The organism is Chloracidobacterium sp., assembly GCA_016720705.1.
Lineage (GTDB): Bacteria > Acidobacteriota > Blastocatellia > Pyrinomonadales > Pyrinomonadaceae > OLB17.
The window spans coordinates 785,208-801,060 of the sequence record JADKKB010000005.1 but is presented as its reverse complement, the minus strand read 5'-3'; the positions used below and the strand labels follow the sequence as shown (position 1 = coordinate 801,060).

Genomic DNA, 15,853 nt, shown 5'->3' with positions numbered 1-15,853 from the left:
TTCGGTTCGCGTCGGCCACTTAAGCGCTAAAACGCGACACCGATGGGTATGAGGCTCACCGACTTGAAACTGTTTTCAGTGCGTATTCCAAATGAACTTATCATTCAAATATGCTAGCATTCCAACGAATATGGACGAACTTTCTACACGTTTTACAAACGAGATCGTTGAGCCCTGGGACTCGTTAAATGCTTCACTCAGTGAACAGGTCGCTCTCAAACCGGATCTATCTGATCTCACCCGAACCGCCGGCAAACTTGCCACAGCATTTAAGGAAATGTTGCGTTCGAACGGCATTGACCCAAAGCAGCGTGCCCTTATCTCCGCTGACATCGCTTTGATGTGTGTGATCGCCGACTCGGCGAAAGCGTCGCTATTCGCGTCCGCATCCAAAAAAGAACTGCTCAGTATTGCCGCGAATTTCGAAGCCGATGGAAGCGGCAAGTATAAGTTTCTACGCAATATAATGCTGATCGACCATAAGCGGCTCGGGCAACACGACTTCCTTGAGGCCGCCAAACGTGTCGGTTGCGAACTGATCGAACTTTTGTCGATCAAGACAGATTGGACGCCGACGATCATCGAATCGACGACCGGATTTGAGGACAAGGTAGTGCTCCGGTCGCCTACACATTCCGGAACGCCTGTGAATCTTCAATTTCTCAAACGCAACGATGATGGGGAGTTGGTCAAGTTTCAACCCGGATCCTGGCAATTTGACCTGCTACCGCCCTTATAGTCGCCCGCACCACATATCTACCGATAGAAAAAGGCGGGCCTGAGTTACACTCAATCCCGCCTTACGCTTTTTTAACTCTCTTTAACGGCTATCATCGCCTCTTCGCCGATTACGCCGCTTCTTCTGAACGCGTGACCACCTCGAAGACCGGCACCTTTCGCTCGATCATCTCCTTTGTTATAACGAGTTCCGTGACTGATTTTTCGGTCGGGAGATGATACATAGACTCAAGCAATATCTCCTCAAGGATCATCATCAGACCGCGAGCCCCGACCTTGCGTTTGTGTGCCTCGTGGGCCACCGCCTGCAGCGCACCGTCAGTAAACTTGAGAGAGATATTATCAAACTCGAATTTTCGCTGGTACTGCTTTATCAAAGCGTTCTTCGGTTCCGTCAAAATCTTTACGAGGGCTGCTTCATCGAGTTCGCGAAGCGTGCCGATGACCGGCAGTCGGCCGACAAACTCCGGGATCAATCCATAATGGATCAGATCTTCCGGTTCTAGTTTGTTGATCGACTCGTTGTGCCGCTGTTTGTTGGTCTTAACGTCCGCCTGAAATCCAAGTGATTTATTGCGAAAACGCTTCTCGACCACTTTTTCGAGACCGATAAACGCTCCGCCGCAGATGAACAGGATATTGGTCGTGTCCAACTGCTGAAAATCCTGCTGTGGATGCTTGCGTCCGCCACCCGATGGGATATTTGCGACCGTCCCTTCGAGTATCTTTAGCAAAGCTTGCTGGACGCCCTCGCCCGATACATCACGTGTGATCGACGGATTATCGTCCTTGCGGCAGATCTTGTCGATCTCGTCTATGTAAATGATGCCGGACTGAGCCTTTTCGATATCGCCGCCCGCTGACTGGAGCAAACTCAGGAGAATATTTTCGACGTCTTCACCGACGTATCCTGCCTCGGTCAAACTCGTCGCATCGACAATGCAAAAAGGAACGCTCAAAACACGTGCAAGCGTCTGAGCAAGCAGCGTTTTGCCCGTCCCGGTCGGCCCGATAAGCAGGATATTGGATTTTTGCAGTTCGATGTCACTGCGGCGTTTAGCCAACTCGAGACGTTTATAGTGTTGATATACCGCGACGGAAAGGCGTTTTTTCGACTCATCCTGTCCGATAACATACTCGTCGAGATAGCCTTTGATCTCGTGCGGTTTAGGCAGAGCGGTTCGCGTCACCGTCGAGGCCGTCTGCTCGTCATCGTTGATGATCTCGTTGCAGATGCCGATGCACTCATTGCAAATGTACACGCCCGGACCGGCGATCAATTTGCGCACGTCATTCTGCGATTTACCGCAAAACGAACAAGTCAAAAGTTCCTCGGGACGTCTGAATTGGCTCATAAGCGAATAGTTAGTTGCTCAATATTAGTCGTTCGTTGCAAAACCGATCAGGATTTGAACGACAAAAGACACCTTTCAACTATTTATCACGGTGCTCGATCACTTCGTCGATCAGGCCGTATTCCTTTGCCTGGATCGGCGTCAGAATGCGGTCGCGTTCCACATCTATCTCGACCTGTTCGAATGACTGCCCTGAGTGATTAGCAATGATCGTCGATGTCAGCGTACGCATTCTGATGATCTCTTCGGCCATCAACCTGACGTCAGTTGCCTGGCCCGAAGCACCGCCCGAGGGCTGGTGGATCAGCACGCGAGCATTCGGCAGCGAAAATCGCTTACCGGCCGCACCTGCACAGAGCAAAAGTGCACCCATCGACGCACACTGGCCCACGCAGATCGTCGTTACATCATTCTTGATGAACTGCATCGTGTCATAGATCGCCATTCCCGCCGTTATAGAGCCGCCGGGGCTGTTGATGTAGAGATTAATGTCACGCTCCGGATCCTCAGCCTCCAGGAACAGAAGTTGGGCGACGATAAGGTTAGCGATCTGGTCATCGATCGGCGTACCGATAAAGATGATGCTGTCCTTTAGGAGACGGGAGTAAATATCGAACGCCCGCTCACCTCGCGAAGTTTGTTCGACAACCATCGGTACTAATGCCATATATTTCCTCGTTCGGTAATTGCGATTACCTTAGACTATTCTTGAAGTTATGATCGATAAATCGTTGCAAATACTGCGATTGTCGCCCCAGACACAAGATTTTACATTTTTCCGCACAAAAATCAAGTGTATTTTTGCACGGCCCCAACCGTGCCGCCCTGACTCGAGGACGGCCCGGATGACCGAAAAACTATTCAGATTTCTTTGCCGCCTTTTTGGCCGGAGCCTTCTTCTTTGCTTCCTTCTTAGGCTTTTCGGCAGTTTCCGGTTGACCTACCGATTCGTCGATCCATTCCCCGTCGGTGACTTTCGCCTTAGCAATGACAGCCTCGATCGACTTCCTCGTTTTCAGATTATTTCGAATATTCTCGACACCGCCGCCCTGTTTTTCGAGAGACTCGCGGATCTCCTCGGCCGACGCACGATAGTAATCAGCTAATTTCTGGATCTCTTCGTTGATCTCAGTTTCAGAAACGTCAACCTTTTCGAGTTCGGCGACCTTGTCGAGCAACAATGCACCGCGAACGTCACGCTCGGCCTGCGTCCGCATATTGTTGTAGGCCATTTCAACAAATTGGCTTTCGACCTTGCTGAGATCGACACCACGCTGCTGGAGGTCCTCGGCGAAGTTGTTCAGAAGGTTTCTGGCCTGATTTTCGATCAGAGCCGTCGGGATCTCGAACGCATTATCCTCGATCAGTTTAGCGATCGCATTGTTGCGAAGTCGGGCATCGGCGTCCGTCTCAGCATATTTCACAAGATCTGCCTTCAATGTTTTGCGAAGGTCTGCAAGGGATTTATAACCTTCGTCGAGGCTCTTTGCCCAAGCATCATTCAGTTCGGGCACCTCGGCCCTACCGACCGACTTGATCTTTGCCTTGTAGTTAACGGTCTTGCCAGCTAATGCCTCAGACGAAAATGTTTCCGGATAAACAACCGTAAAATCCTTTTCCTCGTCGGGCTTGACGCCGACCAGGTTTTCGGTAAACGAGACCTCTATGTGTTCGCCGCCAAGTTCGACCTCGAGGTCGTCGGCCTTGATCGGTTCGGCATCGGCTTCGTCCGCAAATACCCCCTCGAGATCAGCGATCACCGTGTCGCCGAGTTTTGATTTACGGCCTTCGACCGGGATCAATGCCGCTTCTTTCTGTAAGCGTTCGGCGATGAGGTCTTCGACCTCGCCATCGGCGATCGGTTTCACTCGGCGGGTTACCTCGATGCCCTTATATTTGGGCGTCGGTATCTCCGGCATCACCTCGACGTGAATATGCAATTTGATCGATTGCGATCCATTGACCTTTAACGTCTCCCGATCTTCCAGATGCAGATGCGGTTCGGCCAGCGGATGCAGTTCGTGTTCCTGTATCGCCGCCGTTACCTGCCCGGGGATGACCTCCTGCAGGACTTCGCTTTTGATCTCTTCGCTAAACCGCATTCGGACGACGTCCAGCGGGGCAAATCCTTTACGAAATCCGGGCACATTCGCACGTTTCGCGTATTGTTGACTGACCTTGCCGTATGCTGTCTTGAGCAGTTCGGCATCGATCTCCAAATGTATCTCTCGTTGGGTAGGTGAAATTTCCTTTAATTCGCTTTTCATTTACAGAAAAAAGCATATCGAAGCAGCGAAGAAATGTCGAATGATGGGATTGCCCTTAGACCCTTGTCAGATGTTCGTGACGACGACCAAAATACTACCAATAGTGAAAAGTGTCAGTTCACGGAGTGTAATAGATCGTTAGTGAATTTGGTGTTTTTGGGGCAAAGAAGGGGACCCGACAAGAGTTTAGAATCTTGCGTTGCCGAGTTATAACAACTATGCAATAATTCCCCAAATTCTTGCGACGTATTAGTTTACGCCGATTATGACTTCTACACTTTCGGCAATTTTTCACACTTAAAAACTAAGGAGAACCTAAATTGAAACGACAAAACATTATCGGCGCATCAATATCACTGTTTGCCGTCCTGCTTGTGGGCATCGGCTGTAATTCGCTGAAGCCATCGAATCAGACAACCTCAAATACAAGTGCCACTAGTAATTCTGAGTCTAAACCGAGTGGCCAGCCGAACAGCGATGGAGAATACGTTTTTACCGCGGCAAAATACTGCAGCCAGTTCGAACCGCCCTCAGGGATCAAGCCCGCGGACTTCAAGAAGGCTGTCTCGACAAAATTCAAGGACAAGACCATCATCGTTTCGACCTGGATGAACAGCGATGTAAAAGAACAAAACAAGTACAAGAAAGCACTGGACCAGAGCGTGATGTTAACTGTTAAATGTGGCGAGCCACCGTACAACAGTCCAACTTTCTCAGTTGAGTTCGATACTTCATCGATGGCAAAACCCGCAGCGACAACCCTGATCGACAAACTTTCGGGCTATACGAAGGACCAACCGGTGAAACTAAAGTGTGTGGGAGGCGGCGAAGATATCTTCTACGAAAGCTTGAAAAAATGCAGTCTGGTCGAATAGTTGGCCGGTTAGATCAATAAAGAGCGGTGCGATCCTTAACAATCGCACCGCTCTTTCTTTTTCGCTCATCGATCATTGGATCGGATAAGGGGATCGGTATCTTGGTCGTCGGCCGTTAGCCGTGAAAGCCGTCGTAATCTAACGACAGAGGACCTATGACCTTTGATTAAAGAGGTTGGTGCCGAGGGCGAGACTCGAACTCGCATGTCTTTCGACGCTAGTTCCTAAGACTAGTGCGTATACCAATTTCGCCACCTCGGCATTGCTTAGGGCCGGCACGAAGTCCGTGCCCAAACGCAAACTAGAATCTACCGAATCGCGCGAAATTTGTCTAGCCGACTATTTTCGTAAATATTTACGGTCGTATTCGTCCCACGACATATTGATATCAGCGGCGCCGAGACCGGCGTGCGGATCGCTGCCGAGAGCCTTTCTCTCCGCCTTGAGAAACAACTTATATCCGCCATAGCCCACAGCGCCGAGCAATCCGATCCAGAAAACATACCAAAGTATCGAGGAAAGGAATCCAAGTACCCACAAGGATGCCATTCCGATAAAGACCAGTCCGATCGCTGCCATGATTATCTTGATCATTTTCATTTCCTCAACCTCCGCCTACAAAATCCAGTACGAATTTACCGCTTCAATGTTCGTAGAAAATCATCGTGTGTCGTATAATTCACGATTATCATTGAGGTACTGAATCGATCTTGACCACTAATAAAAACACAATTAGCGATATTGCCCACGCCCTAAATGCTGTGACGACCGGCGATACGTCGGCATCGGCAACGGATGTCACTCACGATTCGCGGCAGGCTCACCAAGGGACTCTTTTTGTCGCTATCAAGGGTGCTACTATCGACGGCCATCGATTCGTTGATGACGTCATTCGCCGGGGAGCGGTCGGGATCGTTTCGGAATCTGCGCCTCCGGCTGATTTCTCGGGCACCTGGCTAACCGTGGCAAATGCCCGTAAAGCCTTGGCAAAGGCGGCCGCCGTGATCAACGGCGAACCTTCGCATCAACTCGATCTCGTCGGCATCACCGGCACCAACGGCAAGACGACGACCACTTATCTTTGCTTTGCTCTAGCCGAGGCGGCAGGCGCCAAGCCCGCGATGCTGACAACCGTCGAATATCGTATCGGCCAGCGTAGCGAACCGGCGATCCGCACGACGCCCGAGGCATCTGACACAAACCGTTTTCTCCGCGAGGCGATCGGTGAAGGCTGCAATATGGCGGTAATGGAGGCGTCGTCACAGGCGATCGACCTGCACCGCTGCGACTGGCTGCGATTTAAGGTGGCGGTTTTTACAAATTTGACGCAGGACCATCTCGATTACCATCTCACGATGGAAAACTATTTCGACGCTAAAAAGCAGCTGTTTGACGGCCGCCTTGGCGAAATGCCCGGATCGTCGGTGATCAACATCGACGACGAATGGGGCCGACGACTTGTTGACGAATTACGCTCGCGGGGCGAACGTGTGGTCACGATCTCGCAGATCGACACGGATGCCGACCTTTCTGCGTCGGATGTCACCGTCTCGCTAATACGAGGTACCGCATTTACGCTTAAAACTCCGACGGGCGAATTTCACGTCACTTCCCCTCTGGTCGGCAAACCGCACGTTTACAATATGTTGACCGCGACTGCGGCCGGACTTGAATTGGGATACAGTATCGACGATATGATCCGCGGCCTTTCGACTTGCGTTGGTGCCCCGGGCCGTTTCGAACGCGTTCCGCACGCCGGCGATTTTGCCGTCGTCGTCGACTACGCACACACTGACGATGCCTTGTTAAATACGCTCAAGACCGCAAGGGAACTGACTGCCGGACGAATAATTACCGTATTTGGTTGCGGCGGCGACCGCGATAAGAGCAAACGCGAACCGATGGGACTGGCGGCGGGCCGCAACAGCGACGTCGTGTTCGTCACCTCTGACAATCCGCGCACCGAAAATCCGCTGAGCATCATTTCTGAAATTGAGGTTGGGATCAAGCAGACCGGAACGCCCTATCGAGTGATCGACGACCGGCGAACGGCGATATATCAGGCGATCACCGAGGCTCGCTCAAACGACGTGGTGATCATCGCAGGTAAAGGCCACGAAAATTATCAGATCGTGGGATCCGACAAATTTCATTTCGACGATCGCGAGGTTGCCGCGGAGGCTCTGGCTGAGATCGACGCCAACAATTAATTGTCCTTCGGTGGACGCACGAGACCGACCAGCACTTCGCGTTGCGGCGCCGACAGAGCGTCAAACTTCACTCCAAACCCGATCTCGAAAACGTGATTTGCGACCGTTCCGCTAAACTGTACTTTCATACCGTCAGCGAGCGGTAAGAAGACTTTCACGCTATCGCCGTCGGCCACGTCACCCGCACCAAGTACGAAACAACCATCAAAGCTGACGTCGCTGAGCGTACCCATCTGGCGTTCGCCGCCGCCTTGCCATTCGATATCGACCTCTACGGGATATCTGTTTGTCGCACGGCGTTCTGAGCCGCTTCGTCGATCGTAATTAGACATCTTGGTAAAAACTACTCGCCTTTCGGCGTTACAATCCCTTTCTTATTAAAGTAGTAAAAGACCGGCAATCCCAACAAGATCAGAAGTGATCCGGCAAATGATGACGTCTTTCCGATCGATTTGAGCCCCTCACCGATATTGCCCGAAGCGATCTGCGAGAGACCGTCGGTCATCAACGGCAAGTCATTTGAGAAAGTGGTGTAGAGCAACCATCCCGCGACCAGCAGGAAAACGACCGGAACAACCGGATAACCCCACGCCTTGTACGGACGGGCAAGCTCCGGATAACGCCGCCGATACACAAAGATCGATGACGTGACCAGCGCATAAAAAACCCAAGAACCGAAGACAACATAATCCGTCAAGATGTCGAATGAACCCGATAAAGCCAGTATCGTGGCTATCACGCCCATTAACAGTACCGACGATACCGGAACGTGATTTGCCGAAAGATTCTTAAACGTGCCGAAGAAAAGGCGGTCCTTTGCCATCGCGTATGGCACGCGAGCTCCAGCCATTAGCGACGTATGAAGCGTACCAAGCGATGAGAGCATCAGCCCGACTGTGAAAAACGCGATCGCGGCTCCCGTTGCGATGCTGGCGACATTTCCGCCAAAAAACATACTCACAACGACCTTTGCGACCGAAGAATTCTTGGAGACCGACGCGATCGCAGTCGGATCGAGGACGTAAAAATAGGCTACGTTCGCGATGACGTAGAGGACGATGACAAGTATCGTACTGCCGATGATCGCCACAGGTATATTCCGATTGGGGTTTTTAACCTCGCCCGCGACAAACGTCAGATTATTCCACCCATCATAGCCCCACAATGCACCAAGCATCGCCGCCGCAAAGCCGCCAAAGAACGAGTAACTCGGCGAACCGACCGTAACCGCCGCCGCAACACCTTCGCACGTACCACCGGTGTTCAGCATCGAAAAATGTCCAAAATTACCGCTGACCAGCACGAACGCCCCAACCGACACAAAGAGGATCAACGCCATTTTTACAAACGTGAGAGCCGTAGCGATCTGTCCGGTCAGGGTCACCGACGCGCAATTGAGAGTGGTAAAGATGATGATCACCATTACCGACACAAGCTGGAGCGTGGTGATGTCAAATGTGGTGCCGCCAAGGTGGAGCGTGGTCAGGGTCGCTGCCAACTTGTTATCTAGAAAATCGTTTAGTCCGATCGAGAATGCAACGGCAGCAGCAGCCTGAGAGCCCGGACGAGCGATAAATATCTGCATCCATCCGTATAGAAAGCTCGACGATTTACCGTAGCTATCCCGCAAGAATACATATTCCCCGCCCGCCTCCGGCTTCATCGCCGTCAATTCGGCGTAGGTCAGTGCACCGGCCAGCGAGAGCAGCCCGGCGGCGATCCACGCGAGCAAGACCCATTCGGGACTGCCCACGTTACACGTCATCACACGAGCCTTTAGAAAAACGCCCGTGCCGATCACGTTGCCGATAATGACCGATATCGCGGCGATCAGGCCCAAGCCGCGAATTAGTGTTTGCCGTTCGGTTATCTCAGAGTTCATATTTTTGAGTTTTGGACTGGCAACATAGTACGCGAAAATACAGCCAGAGTGAAATTTTGTTACGTGATAAAATCACTTCTATGCTCGAATTGGATATCGACAGCGCGGACCTTACCAATGCACTGCTGTCGCTGTCCGAGTCAGGCGTCGTATGTATCCTCGACAGTTGCGGTGTCGGTCACCTCGGATCGCATTTACTGATCGCAGGTATTACACCGACCGACGTTCGCGAGATCGCCGGCGATTCCGCTGACCATTCGCTTGAAATATTTGACCAATCGCTGGCCGAACCGAAACTAGTTTCTTTCTTTTCGATCTCTTACGATCTCGGCAGCGAACTCCAGGGTACAGGCGTCGAATCGAGCGATCCGGCCGAACCCCAAATTTTTATCGCACGCTTTGACGCTCTCATCATCCACGACTATGACACCGGCCGAACTCATATTGCCGGTAATGAGCAGCGTGCCGAGATACTGCAGAGTGCCGCGAAGACCGAAATTAGCGATAGAGTTGAAAAATGTTCGGCACGTTCGGATATTTCGCAGGCTGAGTATTACACTGCGGTCGAAGCGATCCGCGAACAAATCCGCTGCGGCGACACCTATCAGGCCAATTTGACGCATCGAATAACGTGTCGTTTGCCCGACGCCACGTCACCGCAGACGGTCTTTAAGCGGCTTCGCAAACGCCATCCGGCACCTTTCGCGGCATTTTTTGCACGCGGCAACTCGACTGTCATTTCAGGTTCCCCCGAACGCTTTTTCCGATCGACCTTTGGCGATCGGCGCATCACGACCTCGCCGATAAAGGGCACGCGGCCACGCGGGAGCGACCCGGACGAGGACGCGGCGTTGCGGCAAGAACTCCTTTCTAGCGGCAAGGACCGTGCAGAAAATACAATGATCGTTGACCTTTTGCGAAACGATCTCGGCCGAATATGTAAATTTGGCAGTGTGACCGCGGAAAAGATCTGCGATCTCGAAGAACATCCGTCGCTGTTTCACTTGGTATCGACGGTTTCAGGACAGCTTCGGCAGCATATCAAGCCGTCTGATATCCTGCGAGCGATGTTCCCTTGCGGCTCTATCACTGGAGCTCCGAAGATCAGCACAATGAGGATAATTGACTCGATCGAACGAGGGCCGCGAGGGCTTTCGATGGGTGCAATCGGCTATTGCGTGCCCGATGACTCTTTTGGAATAACCGCAGCACTCGACTTGAGCGTTGCTATCCGTACAATGGTCGTCCGCGATCATATCGCCACCTTTAACGTCGGCGGCGGCATAGTGATCGACAGCGAACCCGAAAGCGAATACCTCGAAACACTGACCAAGGCCTCGGCTTTGCTCGACGCGCTCGGGGCCGAGCTAATTCCCGAGTGAACCGGAACTCGGGAACTTTTTGCTCAGACCGGTGTCTAACCCTTCATCGAACCAAATTCGAAGGAGGAACCCAATGACCCGTCCGATCATTAACGTCACGCCGCTGATCGATGTTTTGCTCGTCCTGCTGATCATTTTTATGGTCGTAACGCCGATGCGTCCAAGTAGCTTCAAGGCTCGCATCCCGTCGAAACCGATTTCGGACGACTCAGTTCGCCCGCACCCCGATACGCTCGTCGTATCGGTTGACGGCACCGGCGGACTGCGGCTTAACAAAGAGACCGGTCTGGGAAGCATCGACAACCCGGCACAGATGATCGAGCGTCTCCGTGAGACCTTTACGGCCAGGGCCGCAAATGGTTCCCTTTCGGAAAGCCACGCCGATGACTCCGATCGACCCTTTGCTGATCGGATCGAGCGAACTGTATTCGTCAAAGCTCCGAGCACCATCGAATATGGCAAGGTTGCCCGCGTCGTCGATCTGCTAAAGATCGCGGGAGCTTTCCCGATCAGTTTGCAGATCGATGATTTAGATACTCCGTAACGAAGTCCTACGGTCGGCCGTGTTACAATTTGTTTTTCCGGGCGGCTCAGCCGTCTTTTCGGGAAAATTTGCGATCGGCACACCCGCTTCGTTCGATGGTCAACTACTACGACATACTCAAAGTCTCGCCGCAGGCGTCCAAGGCCGACATCAAGTCCGCTTATCGGCGGCTTGCCCGTAAGCTTCATCCCGACTCCAAGGATGGCTCCGAGGAGACCGCTCTGAGGTTTGCCGCCATCGCCGAGGCCTACGAGGTACTGGGCAATCCGAAGGATCGGGCGCTCTACGATCGCCGACTACTGGACATCCAATACAGCGACCCGAGCGCGGATGACAGCGTTTTCACCTCCGGCAACCGACACGCAAAGCGTTGGCGGCAGATGGTTTACGAAAAGCGATATAACGACATCATCGACCGAATGCTGGCCGAGGAGCGGCTCGAGGCGTTGGCGTTCCAACGGGTCATTTATCCGATCGTCGGCCTTTATGTAGCGGCAGCGATGTCGACGGCCTTGAGGCCTATGATATTCATCTCGACCGGCGTTATCGGAAAGATAATTATGGTCTCGCTCTTCGTCATTGGATTGATCCACCTCGGCGGACGTGCCCGTGACGGTTTTCTTCGATATACGGATGCCGAAGACAATATTCACGATTCGATCCTCGACGGTGCCGAACGCACGCACAAGCCATATTCACGGATATTAACAGTAGGAGTGTTGATCGCCGGCTTTCTGATTTGTCTGGGCATCGGCTATCTCATCGGAACTCAGGTAACATTTATGTCGCAGATCTATCCGGATATGTTCTCGACCGAATTCGAGCCTGAGTTCTTTATGTATCCGCCGATCGTCGCCCTATTTGTCGACATTATGCACACTCTTGTTTTGAAGTTCGAAAAGTGATCATTCGTACGCCCACCGGCATTTGACAAATATGTTCACGGTCTATACAATTTGGAGTTTGTCTTAACTGACTGGAAATAAAGATGGCTAATCATAAATCAGCAGAGAAACGCGTTCGCCAGAATGCCAAACGTAAAGAGATCAACCGCAGCAATCGCAGCAAATTGCGCACGTCGATCAAAAAGCTTCGCGGAGCCGTTGCCGGCAACGACAAGGCGGCAAGCACCGAGCTGCTTTTCCCGACTGTTTCGCTGATCGATAAAGCGGTAAACAAAGGGATAATCCACAAGAATACGGCAGCCCGCCACAAGTCGCGGCTGACCAAACACGTGAACGCACTAAGCTAGGTTCACTGCGGCGTCGGAGTCTCGCTCCGATAGTTCTATCGCCAAATTTGTATCGAGAGGCTGTCCTTACCGGACAGCCTCTTTTATTTTCCACACCTTATTTCTCAACTCGATACCTTCCCCCAACCTGGACGAAACTTCCGGAGCACCGTAGCTTGATCTATGTTTTTGGATTACCGAAAAATGATTTACGTTATAGTGCTAAGGTCGCAGTTAAAGCTGATCAGCAATTTTGCAGAATAGACGTCGCAAATTGAGGATTTTTGATCTACGGCAATGATTGAGTCCTCCGGCCAAAACGGCCAGATTTCTCGGCCAACTTGTACGAATTTGCGTCATACTAACGGCATTTTAGGAATCACGTCTTTAAGGCTAATAGGTGAGAGAATGAAAATAGTAAATCGAGCGGCATTGGCTGCTATCATTGCAGCATTTTCCTTCGGATTGTTCGCTTTCGAACCAAGTCCAACGGAAGCGAAATTAAGCGTATCCCCATCAGCGACACCGACACCGCGGAAACTCAAGAAGCGTGTCGCCCGACATCCCGGAGTTTTTGACGAAGGATATTTACCATTGACGGTTAAAGCCAAAAGTAGACGAAAACGGCATAGTCGACCGATTCGCAGAGTTAGATCAAAACATCACTCGGTGAATTTCAGTGATTCTATAACCCGCGAATCAGCTCGAGTGTGACAAAAAAGATCGATTTGGATAAATCGCGATGTTGCGGCCTCTGGCAGCCGTAAAGTTACTGCTGGTATTGGAAGCGATAATTTAAAAGATCATCGAATTGATCTGAATGTTCAAATTCGATAGGCGACCTTTTGTCCGCCATCACCGACCGGTCACGCTTGTTTGTCCTACATCGTCGGCACCGGTGTTCCCTTCTTTTCGCGCATTGGTGTATTCGGCCACTCGCGAACGATCCCTAACGCCACGGCGGCCCCGATCTCGTTGCTGAAAAAAGTCCTTTGCAAAGCCACCTCTGTGCTAAAATTCGCTCAATGGGGCTGACCATCTCAACACCAATTATTGACCTGCATAATTACGGCATCGGAAAATTGTCCGCTCTAACGGCACGTAAACTCGCCGTTGCGGTCGCCGGTGTTGCGGCAAAGGTCGACGTTAACACCGTCACGGTCGAAGATCTGCTCAATTACTATCCCGCTCGCTATGAGGACCGTTCAAATTTTATCTCGATCGACAAACTCGAAGAAGGAATGGAGGCAGCGGTTGAGATATACGTACGAGGCTCGGGCGGCAAGCAGGTCGGCCGCAACCGCGACCCGCGAAAACCACCGCTCTTTATTTTTGAGATCACGGGTGGAGATGCCGAGAGACTCTGTAAACCGGTCGTCGTAAAATGGTTTATATCGGGCCGGAGTGCCAAGGCGATACTCGAGTATTACACCGAGCGATTTGCACGAGGCACTCGGTTTGTAGCTTACGGCCTCTGGGAGTTCGACGAACGTAAAGGAACATTCGCTCTAAAACTCGCAAAGCCCGACGAACTCGAGATACTTCCCGCTTTGGGGACCGAACTTTTTCCCGACAAAGCGGCCAAGTCCAAAAAGATCAAACGAACCCCGGACGAGAATGACGAACTCGACGAAGATATTGCAAGTCCCGAGTTTGCCACCGTGCATACCGCACGCCGCGTGCCAGTGTACCGCAAACTAGGGCCATTCCAGACCAAACGCCTTCGTGAGATAGTGCATAGCGTCCTCGCCAAGCTTGATCGAGGCTCGATCGCGGATGGATTGCCATTGGAGGTTCGCGATCGTCACAGCCTTATCACACGTGCCGATGCAGTTGCAGATATCCATTTTCCGCCGGAGAGTTCGACTATCGCCGAGTACGAGATGTTTCGCAGTGCCGCTCAACGCCGCTTAATATTCGACGAGTTTTTTTGGCTTACATTTTCTATGCAGCTACTCCGCGGCGGCCGTCGGCGGGAAACGAAAACCACCGTGATCGAGGTCAGTGAGGCGATGAAAGGCCGGCTCAAGAACATCACGCCATTCGCCCTCACCGGCGCTCAGAAACGCGTTGTCGGCGAGGTCTTTGGCGATCTCAAGTCCGGCTCTATGATGAATCGCCTGATCCAGGGCGATGTCGGCAGTGGTAAGACCATCGTCGCGTTTTTAGCGATCTTTGCAGTAATGGAAAATGGCTATCAGACCGCATTGATGGCTCCGACCGAGATTTTGGCCGAACAGCACTTTCGCAATGCCGTTAAACTTTTTGCCGATACCGGATATCGAGTGGAACTGCTCGTCGGCAGTACGCGAGCCGCACAAAAGCGAAAGATCCACGCGGATCTCGCCGCCGGCGACATAGACTTGGTCATCGGCACGCACGCGATCATTCAGGACGCGGTCAGTTTTGACCGCCTCGCACTGGCAGTGATAGATGAACAGCACCGTTTCGGCGTGCTTCAGCGTGCTCAGCTCACCGCAAGCGGTATGAACCCCGACATTCTGGTTATGACCGCGACGCCGATACCGCGATCACTGGCGATGACTGTCTATGGTGATCTCGACGTTTCAATAATTGATGAGCTCCCGCCCGGCCGAACGCCTATCAAAACTGTTGTGGTCGGCGAAGACAAACGCGACGGCGTTTATCAGGGTATCAAACGCGAGATCAAACTCGGACGTCAGGTCTATATCGTCTATCCGTTGATCGAGGAGTCAGAGAAATTAGATCTGAAAGCCGCCACTATAATGTATGACGACCTTCGTTTGAATCGATTTCCTCAATACACGGTCGGGCTTCTGCACGGCAAGATGAAGTCCGCCGATAAGGAAGAGATAATGCGTGAGTTTGTCGCCGGCCGACTCGACATTCTCGTGTCGACCACCGTCATCGAGGTCGGCGTCGATGTCCCCAACGCATCGCTGATGATCATCGAGCACGCTGAGCGCTTTGGGCTCTCGCAATTGCATCAATTGCGTGGACGCGTGGGACGCGGAGCCGATCAGAGCTTTTGTGTGCTGCTGACGGACTTTAAGAAGACGGCAGTGGCAAAGCAACGGCTCGGAATTATGGAAGCGACGTCCGACGGCTTTAAGATCGCCGAAAAGGACCTCGAGATACGAGGACAAGGCGAAATTCTCGGCACGCGGCAGTCAGGCTTGCAGAGCTTTAAGATCGGCAACATCGTCCGGGATCTGGACATTCTGATCGCTGCCCGATCTGAGGCCGAAACGTTTCTCAATGAACATCCCGACTCAGAAGCGACGAGGACAATGATCAGGATCGCCCGGACCGACAAAAAGGTCCGACTTGGGACCATTGCTTAACTCATTTGCACGACGGCTTTGCCCTAACAATTCGATTTTTCTA

15 protein-coding genes and 1 tRNA gene are annotated in these 15,853 nt (G+C 52.1%); 8 read left to right on the top strand and 8 right to left on the bottom strand.

Annotated elements, in window-relative coordinates; genetic code table 11:
- Positions 1-91: 91 nt before the first annotated feature.
- Positions 92-739 (top strand): hypothetical protein, encoded by a 648-nt coding sequence (locus tag IPQ00_06935; GenBank protein ID MBL0240293.1) that lies wholly within the window; start codon positions 92-94, stop codon positions 737-739.
- A gap of 109 nt (positions 740-848) precedes the next feature.
- Here IPQ00_06935 and clpX read toward each other — a convergent pair whose 3' ends face one another.
- From clpX to tig, 3 genes are all read right to left on the bottom strand, one after another.
- Positions 849-2,093, bottom strand: a complete 1,245-nt coding sequence (clpX, locus tag IPQ00_06930) for an ATP-dependent Clp protease ATP-binding subunit ClpX (GenBank protein ID MBL0240292.1) — start codon at positions 2,091-2,093, stop codon at positions 849-851.
- 79 nt (positions 2,094-2,172) lie between these two features.
- Positions 2,173-2,760 carry an ATP-dependent Clp endopeptidase proteolytic subunit ClpP gene (gene clpP / locus IPQ00_06925; protein MBL0240291.1) on the bottom strand — a complete coding sequence of 196 codons (588 nt, stop codon included), beginning with the start codon at positions 2,758-2,760 and terminating at the stop codon, positions 2,173-2,175.
- Between the two features lie 190 nt (positions 2,761-2,950).
- A complete protein-coding gene (tig, locus tag IPQ00_06920; GenBank protein MBL0240290.1) occupies positions 2,951-4,360 on the bottom strand; it encodes a trigger factor in 1,410 nt (469 codons plus the stop codon).
- Positions 4,361-4,680: 320 nt separating this feature from the next.
- Between tig and IPQ00_06915 the strand changes: the two genes are divergently transcribed.
- Positions 4,681-5,235, top strand: coding sequence for a hypothetical protein (locus tag IPQ00_06915; protein MBL0240289.1), 555 nt, complete (start codon positions 4,681-4,683; stop codon positions 5,233-5,235).
- Between the two features lie 176 nt (positions 5,236-5,411).
- Here IPQ00_06915 and IPQ00_06910 read toward each other — a convergent pair.
- Both IPQ00_06910 and IPQ00_06905 read right to left on the bottom strand, forming a co-directional pair.
- Positions 5,412-5,496 (bottom strand) — tRNA-Leu (locus IPQ00_06910).
- Positions 5,497-5,574: 78 nt separating this feature from the next.
- Positions 5,575-5,829 carry a hypothetical protein gene (locus IPQ00_06905; protein ID MBL0240288.1) on the bottom strand — a complete coding sequence of 85 codons (255 nt, stop codon included), beginning with the start codon at positions 5,827-5,829 and terminating at the stop codon, positions 5,575-5,577.
- Positions 5,830-5,945: 116 nt separating this feature from the next.
- Between IPQ00_06905 and IPQ00_06900 the strand changes: the two genes are divergently transcribed.
- The gene (locus IPQ00_06900) at positions 5,946-7,445 is read left to right on the top strand and encodes a UDP-N-acetylmuramoyl-L-alanyl-D-glutamate--2,6-diaminopimelate ligase (GenBank protein ID MBL0240287.1); all 1,500 of its coding nucleotides are present in this window, start codon (positions 5,946-5,948) and stop codon (positions 7,443-7,445) included.
- Here IPQ00_06900 and IPQ00_06895 read toward each other — a convergent pair.
- Together IPQ00_06895 and IPQ00_06890 are read right to left on the bottom strand one after the other, a co-directional pair.
- A complete protein-coding gene (locus tag IPQ00_06895) occupies positions 7,442-7,777 on the bottom strand; it encodes a PilZ domain-containing protein (protein MBL0240286.1) in 336 nt (111 codons plus the stop codon). The genes IPQ00_06900 and IPQ00_06895 overlap by 4 nt on opposite strands.
- A gap of 11 nt (positions 7,778-7,788) precedes the next feature.
- Complete coding sequence (locus IPQ00_06890) at positions 7,789-9,327, bottom strand: amino acid permease (GenBank protein MBL0240285.1); 1,539 nt, start codon at positions 9,325-9,327, stop codon at positions 7,789-7,791.
- An 80-nt stretch (positions 9,328-9,407) separates the two neighbouring features.
- Between IPQ00_06890 and pabB the strand changes: the two genes are divergently transcribed.
- The 4 genes from pabB to rpsT all read left to right on the top strand — a co-directional run bounded on the left by pabB (position 9,408) and on the right by rpsT (position 12,505).
- Positions 9,408-10,709 carry an aminodeoxychorismate synthase component I gene (gene pabB / locus IPQ00_06885; protein ID MBL0240284.1) on the top strand — a complete coding sequence of 434 codons (1,302 nt, stop codon included), beginning with the start codon at positions 9,408-9,410 and terminating at the stop codon, positions 10,707-10,709.
- Positions 10,710-10,782: 73 nt separating this feature from the next.
- The gene (locus IPQ00_06880; GenBank protein MBL0240283.1) at positions 10,783-11,253 is read left to right on the top strand and encodes a biopolymer transporter ExbD; all 471 of its coding nucleotides are present in this window, start codon (positions 10,783-10,785) and stop codon (positions 11,251-11,253) included.
- A gap of 68 nt (positions 11,254-11,321) precedes the next feature.
- The gene (locus tag IPQ00_06875; GenBank protein MBL0240282.1) at positions 11,322-12,158 is read left to right on the top strand and encodes a DnaJ domain-containing protein; all 837 of its coding nucleotides are present in this window, start codon (positions 11,322-11,324) and stop codon (positions 12,156-12,158) included.
- Between the two features lie 83 nt (positions 12,159-12,241).
- Complete coding sequence (rpsT, locus tag IPQ00_06870) at positions 12,242-12,505, top strand: 30S ribosomal protein S20 (protein ID MBL0240281.1); 264 nt, start codon at positions 12,242-12,244, stop codon at positions 12,503-12,505.
- Positions 12,506-12,840: 335 nt separating this feature from the next.
- Here rpsT and IPQ00_06865 read toward each other — a convergent pair whose 3' ends face one another.
- Positions 12,841-13,095 (bottom strand): hypothetical protein, encoded by a 255-nt coding sequence (locus tag IPQ00_06865; GenBank protein MBL0240280.1) that lies wholly within the window; start codon positions 13,093-13,095, stop codon positions 12,841-12,843.
- Between the two features lie 414 nt (positions 13,096-13,509).
- On the opposite strand from IPQ00_06865, the gene recG reads away from it, so the two are divergent.
- The gene (gene recG, locus IPQ00_06860; GenBank protein ID MBL0240279.1) at positions 13,510-15,810 is read left to right on the top strand and encodes an ATP-dependent DNA helicase RecG; all 2,301 of its coding nucleotides are present in this window, start codon (positions 13,510-13,512) and stop codon (positions 15,808-15,810) included.
- The last annotated feature ends 43 nt before the right edge of the window (positions 15,811-15,853 follow it).

Bases quoted from the DNA above. Each gene is read 5' to 3' on its own strand.
- IPQ00_06935 (MBL0240293.1), top strand. From the start codon at position 92: ATGAACTTATCATTCAAATATGCTAGCATTCCAACGAATATGGACGAA.
- clpX (MBL0240292.1), bottom strand. From the start codon at position 2,093: ATGAGCCAATTCAGACGTCCCGAGGAACTTTTGACTTGTTCGTTTTGC.
- clpP (MBL0240291.1), bottom strand. From the start codon at position 2,760: ATGGCATTAGTACCGATGGTTGTCGAACAAACTTCGCGAGGTGAGCGG.
- tig (MBL0240290.1), bottom strand. From the start codon at position 4,360: ATGAAAAGCGAATTAAAGGAAATTTCACCTACCCAACGAGAGATACAT.
- IPQ00_06905 (MBL0240288.1), bottom strand. From the start codon at position 5,829: ATGATCAAGATAATCATGGCAGCGATCGGACTGGTCTTTATCGGAATG.
- IPQ00_06895 (MBL0240286.1), bottom strand. From the start codon at position 7,777: ATGTCTAATTACGATCGACGAAGCGGCTCAGAACGCCGTGCGACAAAC.
- IPQ00_06890 (MBL0240285.1), bottom strand. From the start codon at position 9,327: ATGAACTCTGAGATAACCGAACGGCAAACACTAATTCGCGGCTTGGGC.
- pabB (MBL0240284.1), top strand. From the start codon at position 9,408: ATGCTCGAATTGGATATCGACAGCGCGGACCTTACCAATGCACTGCTG.
- IPQ00_06880 (MBL0240283.1), top strand. From the start codon at position 10,783: ATGACCCGTCCGATCATTAACGTCACGCCGCTGATCGATGTTTTGCTC.
- rpsT (MBL0240281.1), top strand. From the start codon at position 12,242: ATGGCTAATCATAAATCAGCAGAGAAACGCGTTCGCCAGAATGCCAAA.
- recG (MBL0240279.1), top strand. From the start codon at position 13,510: ATGGGGCTGACCATCTCAACACCAATTATTGACCTGCATAATTACGGC.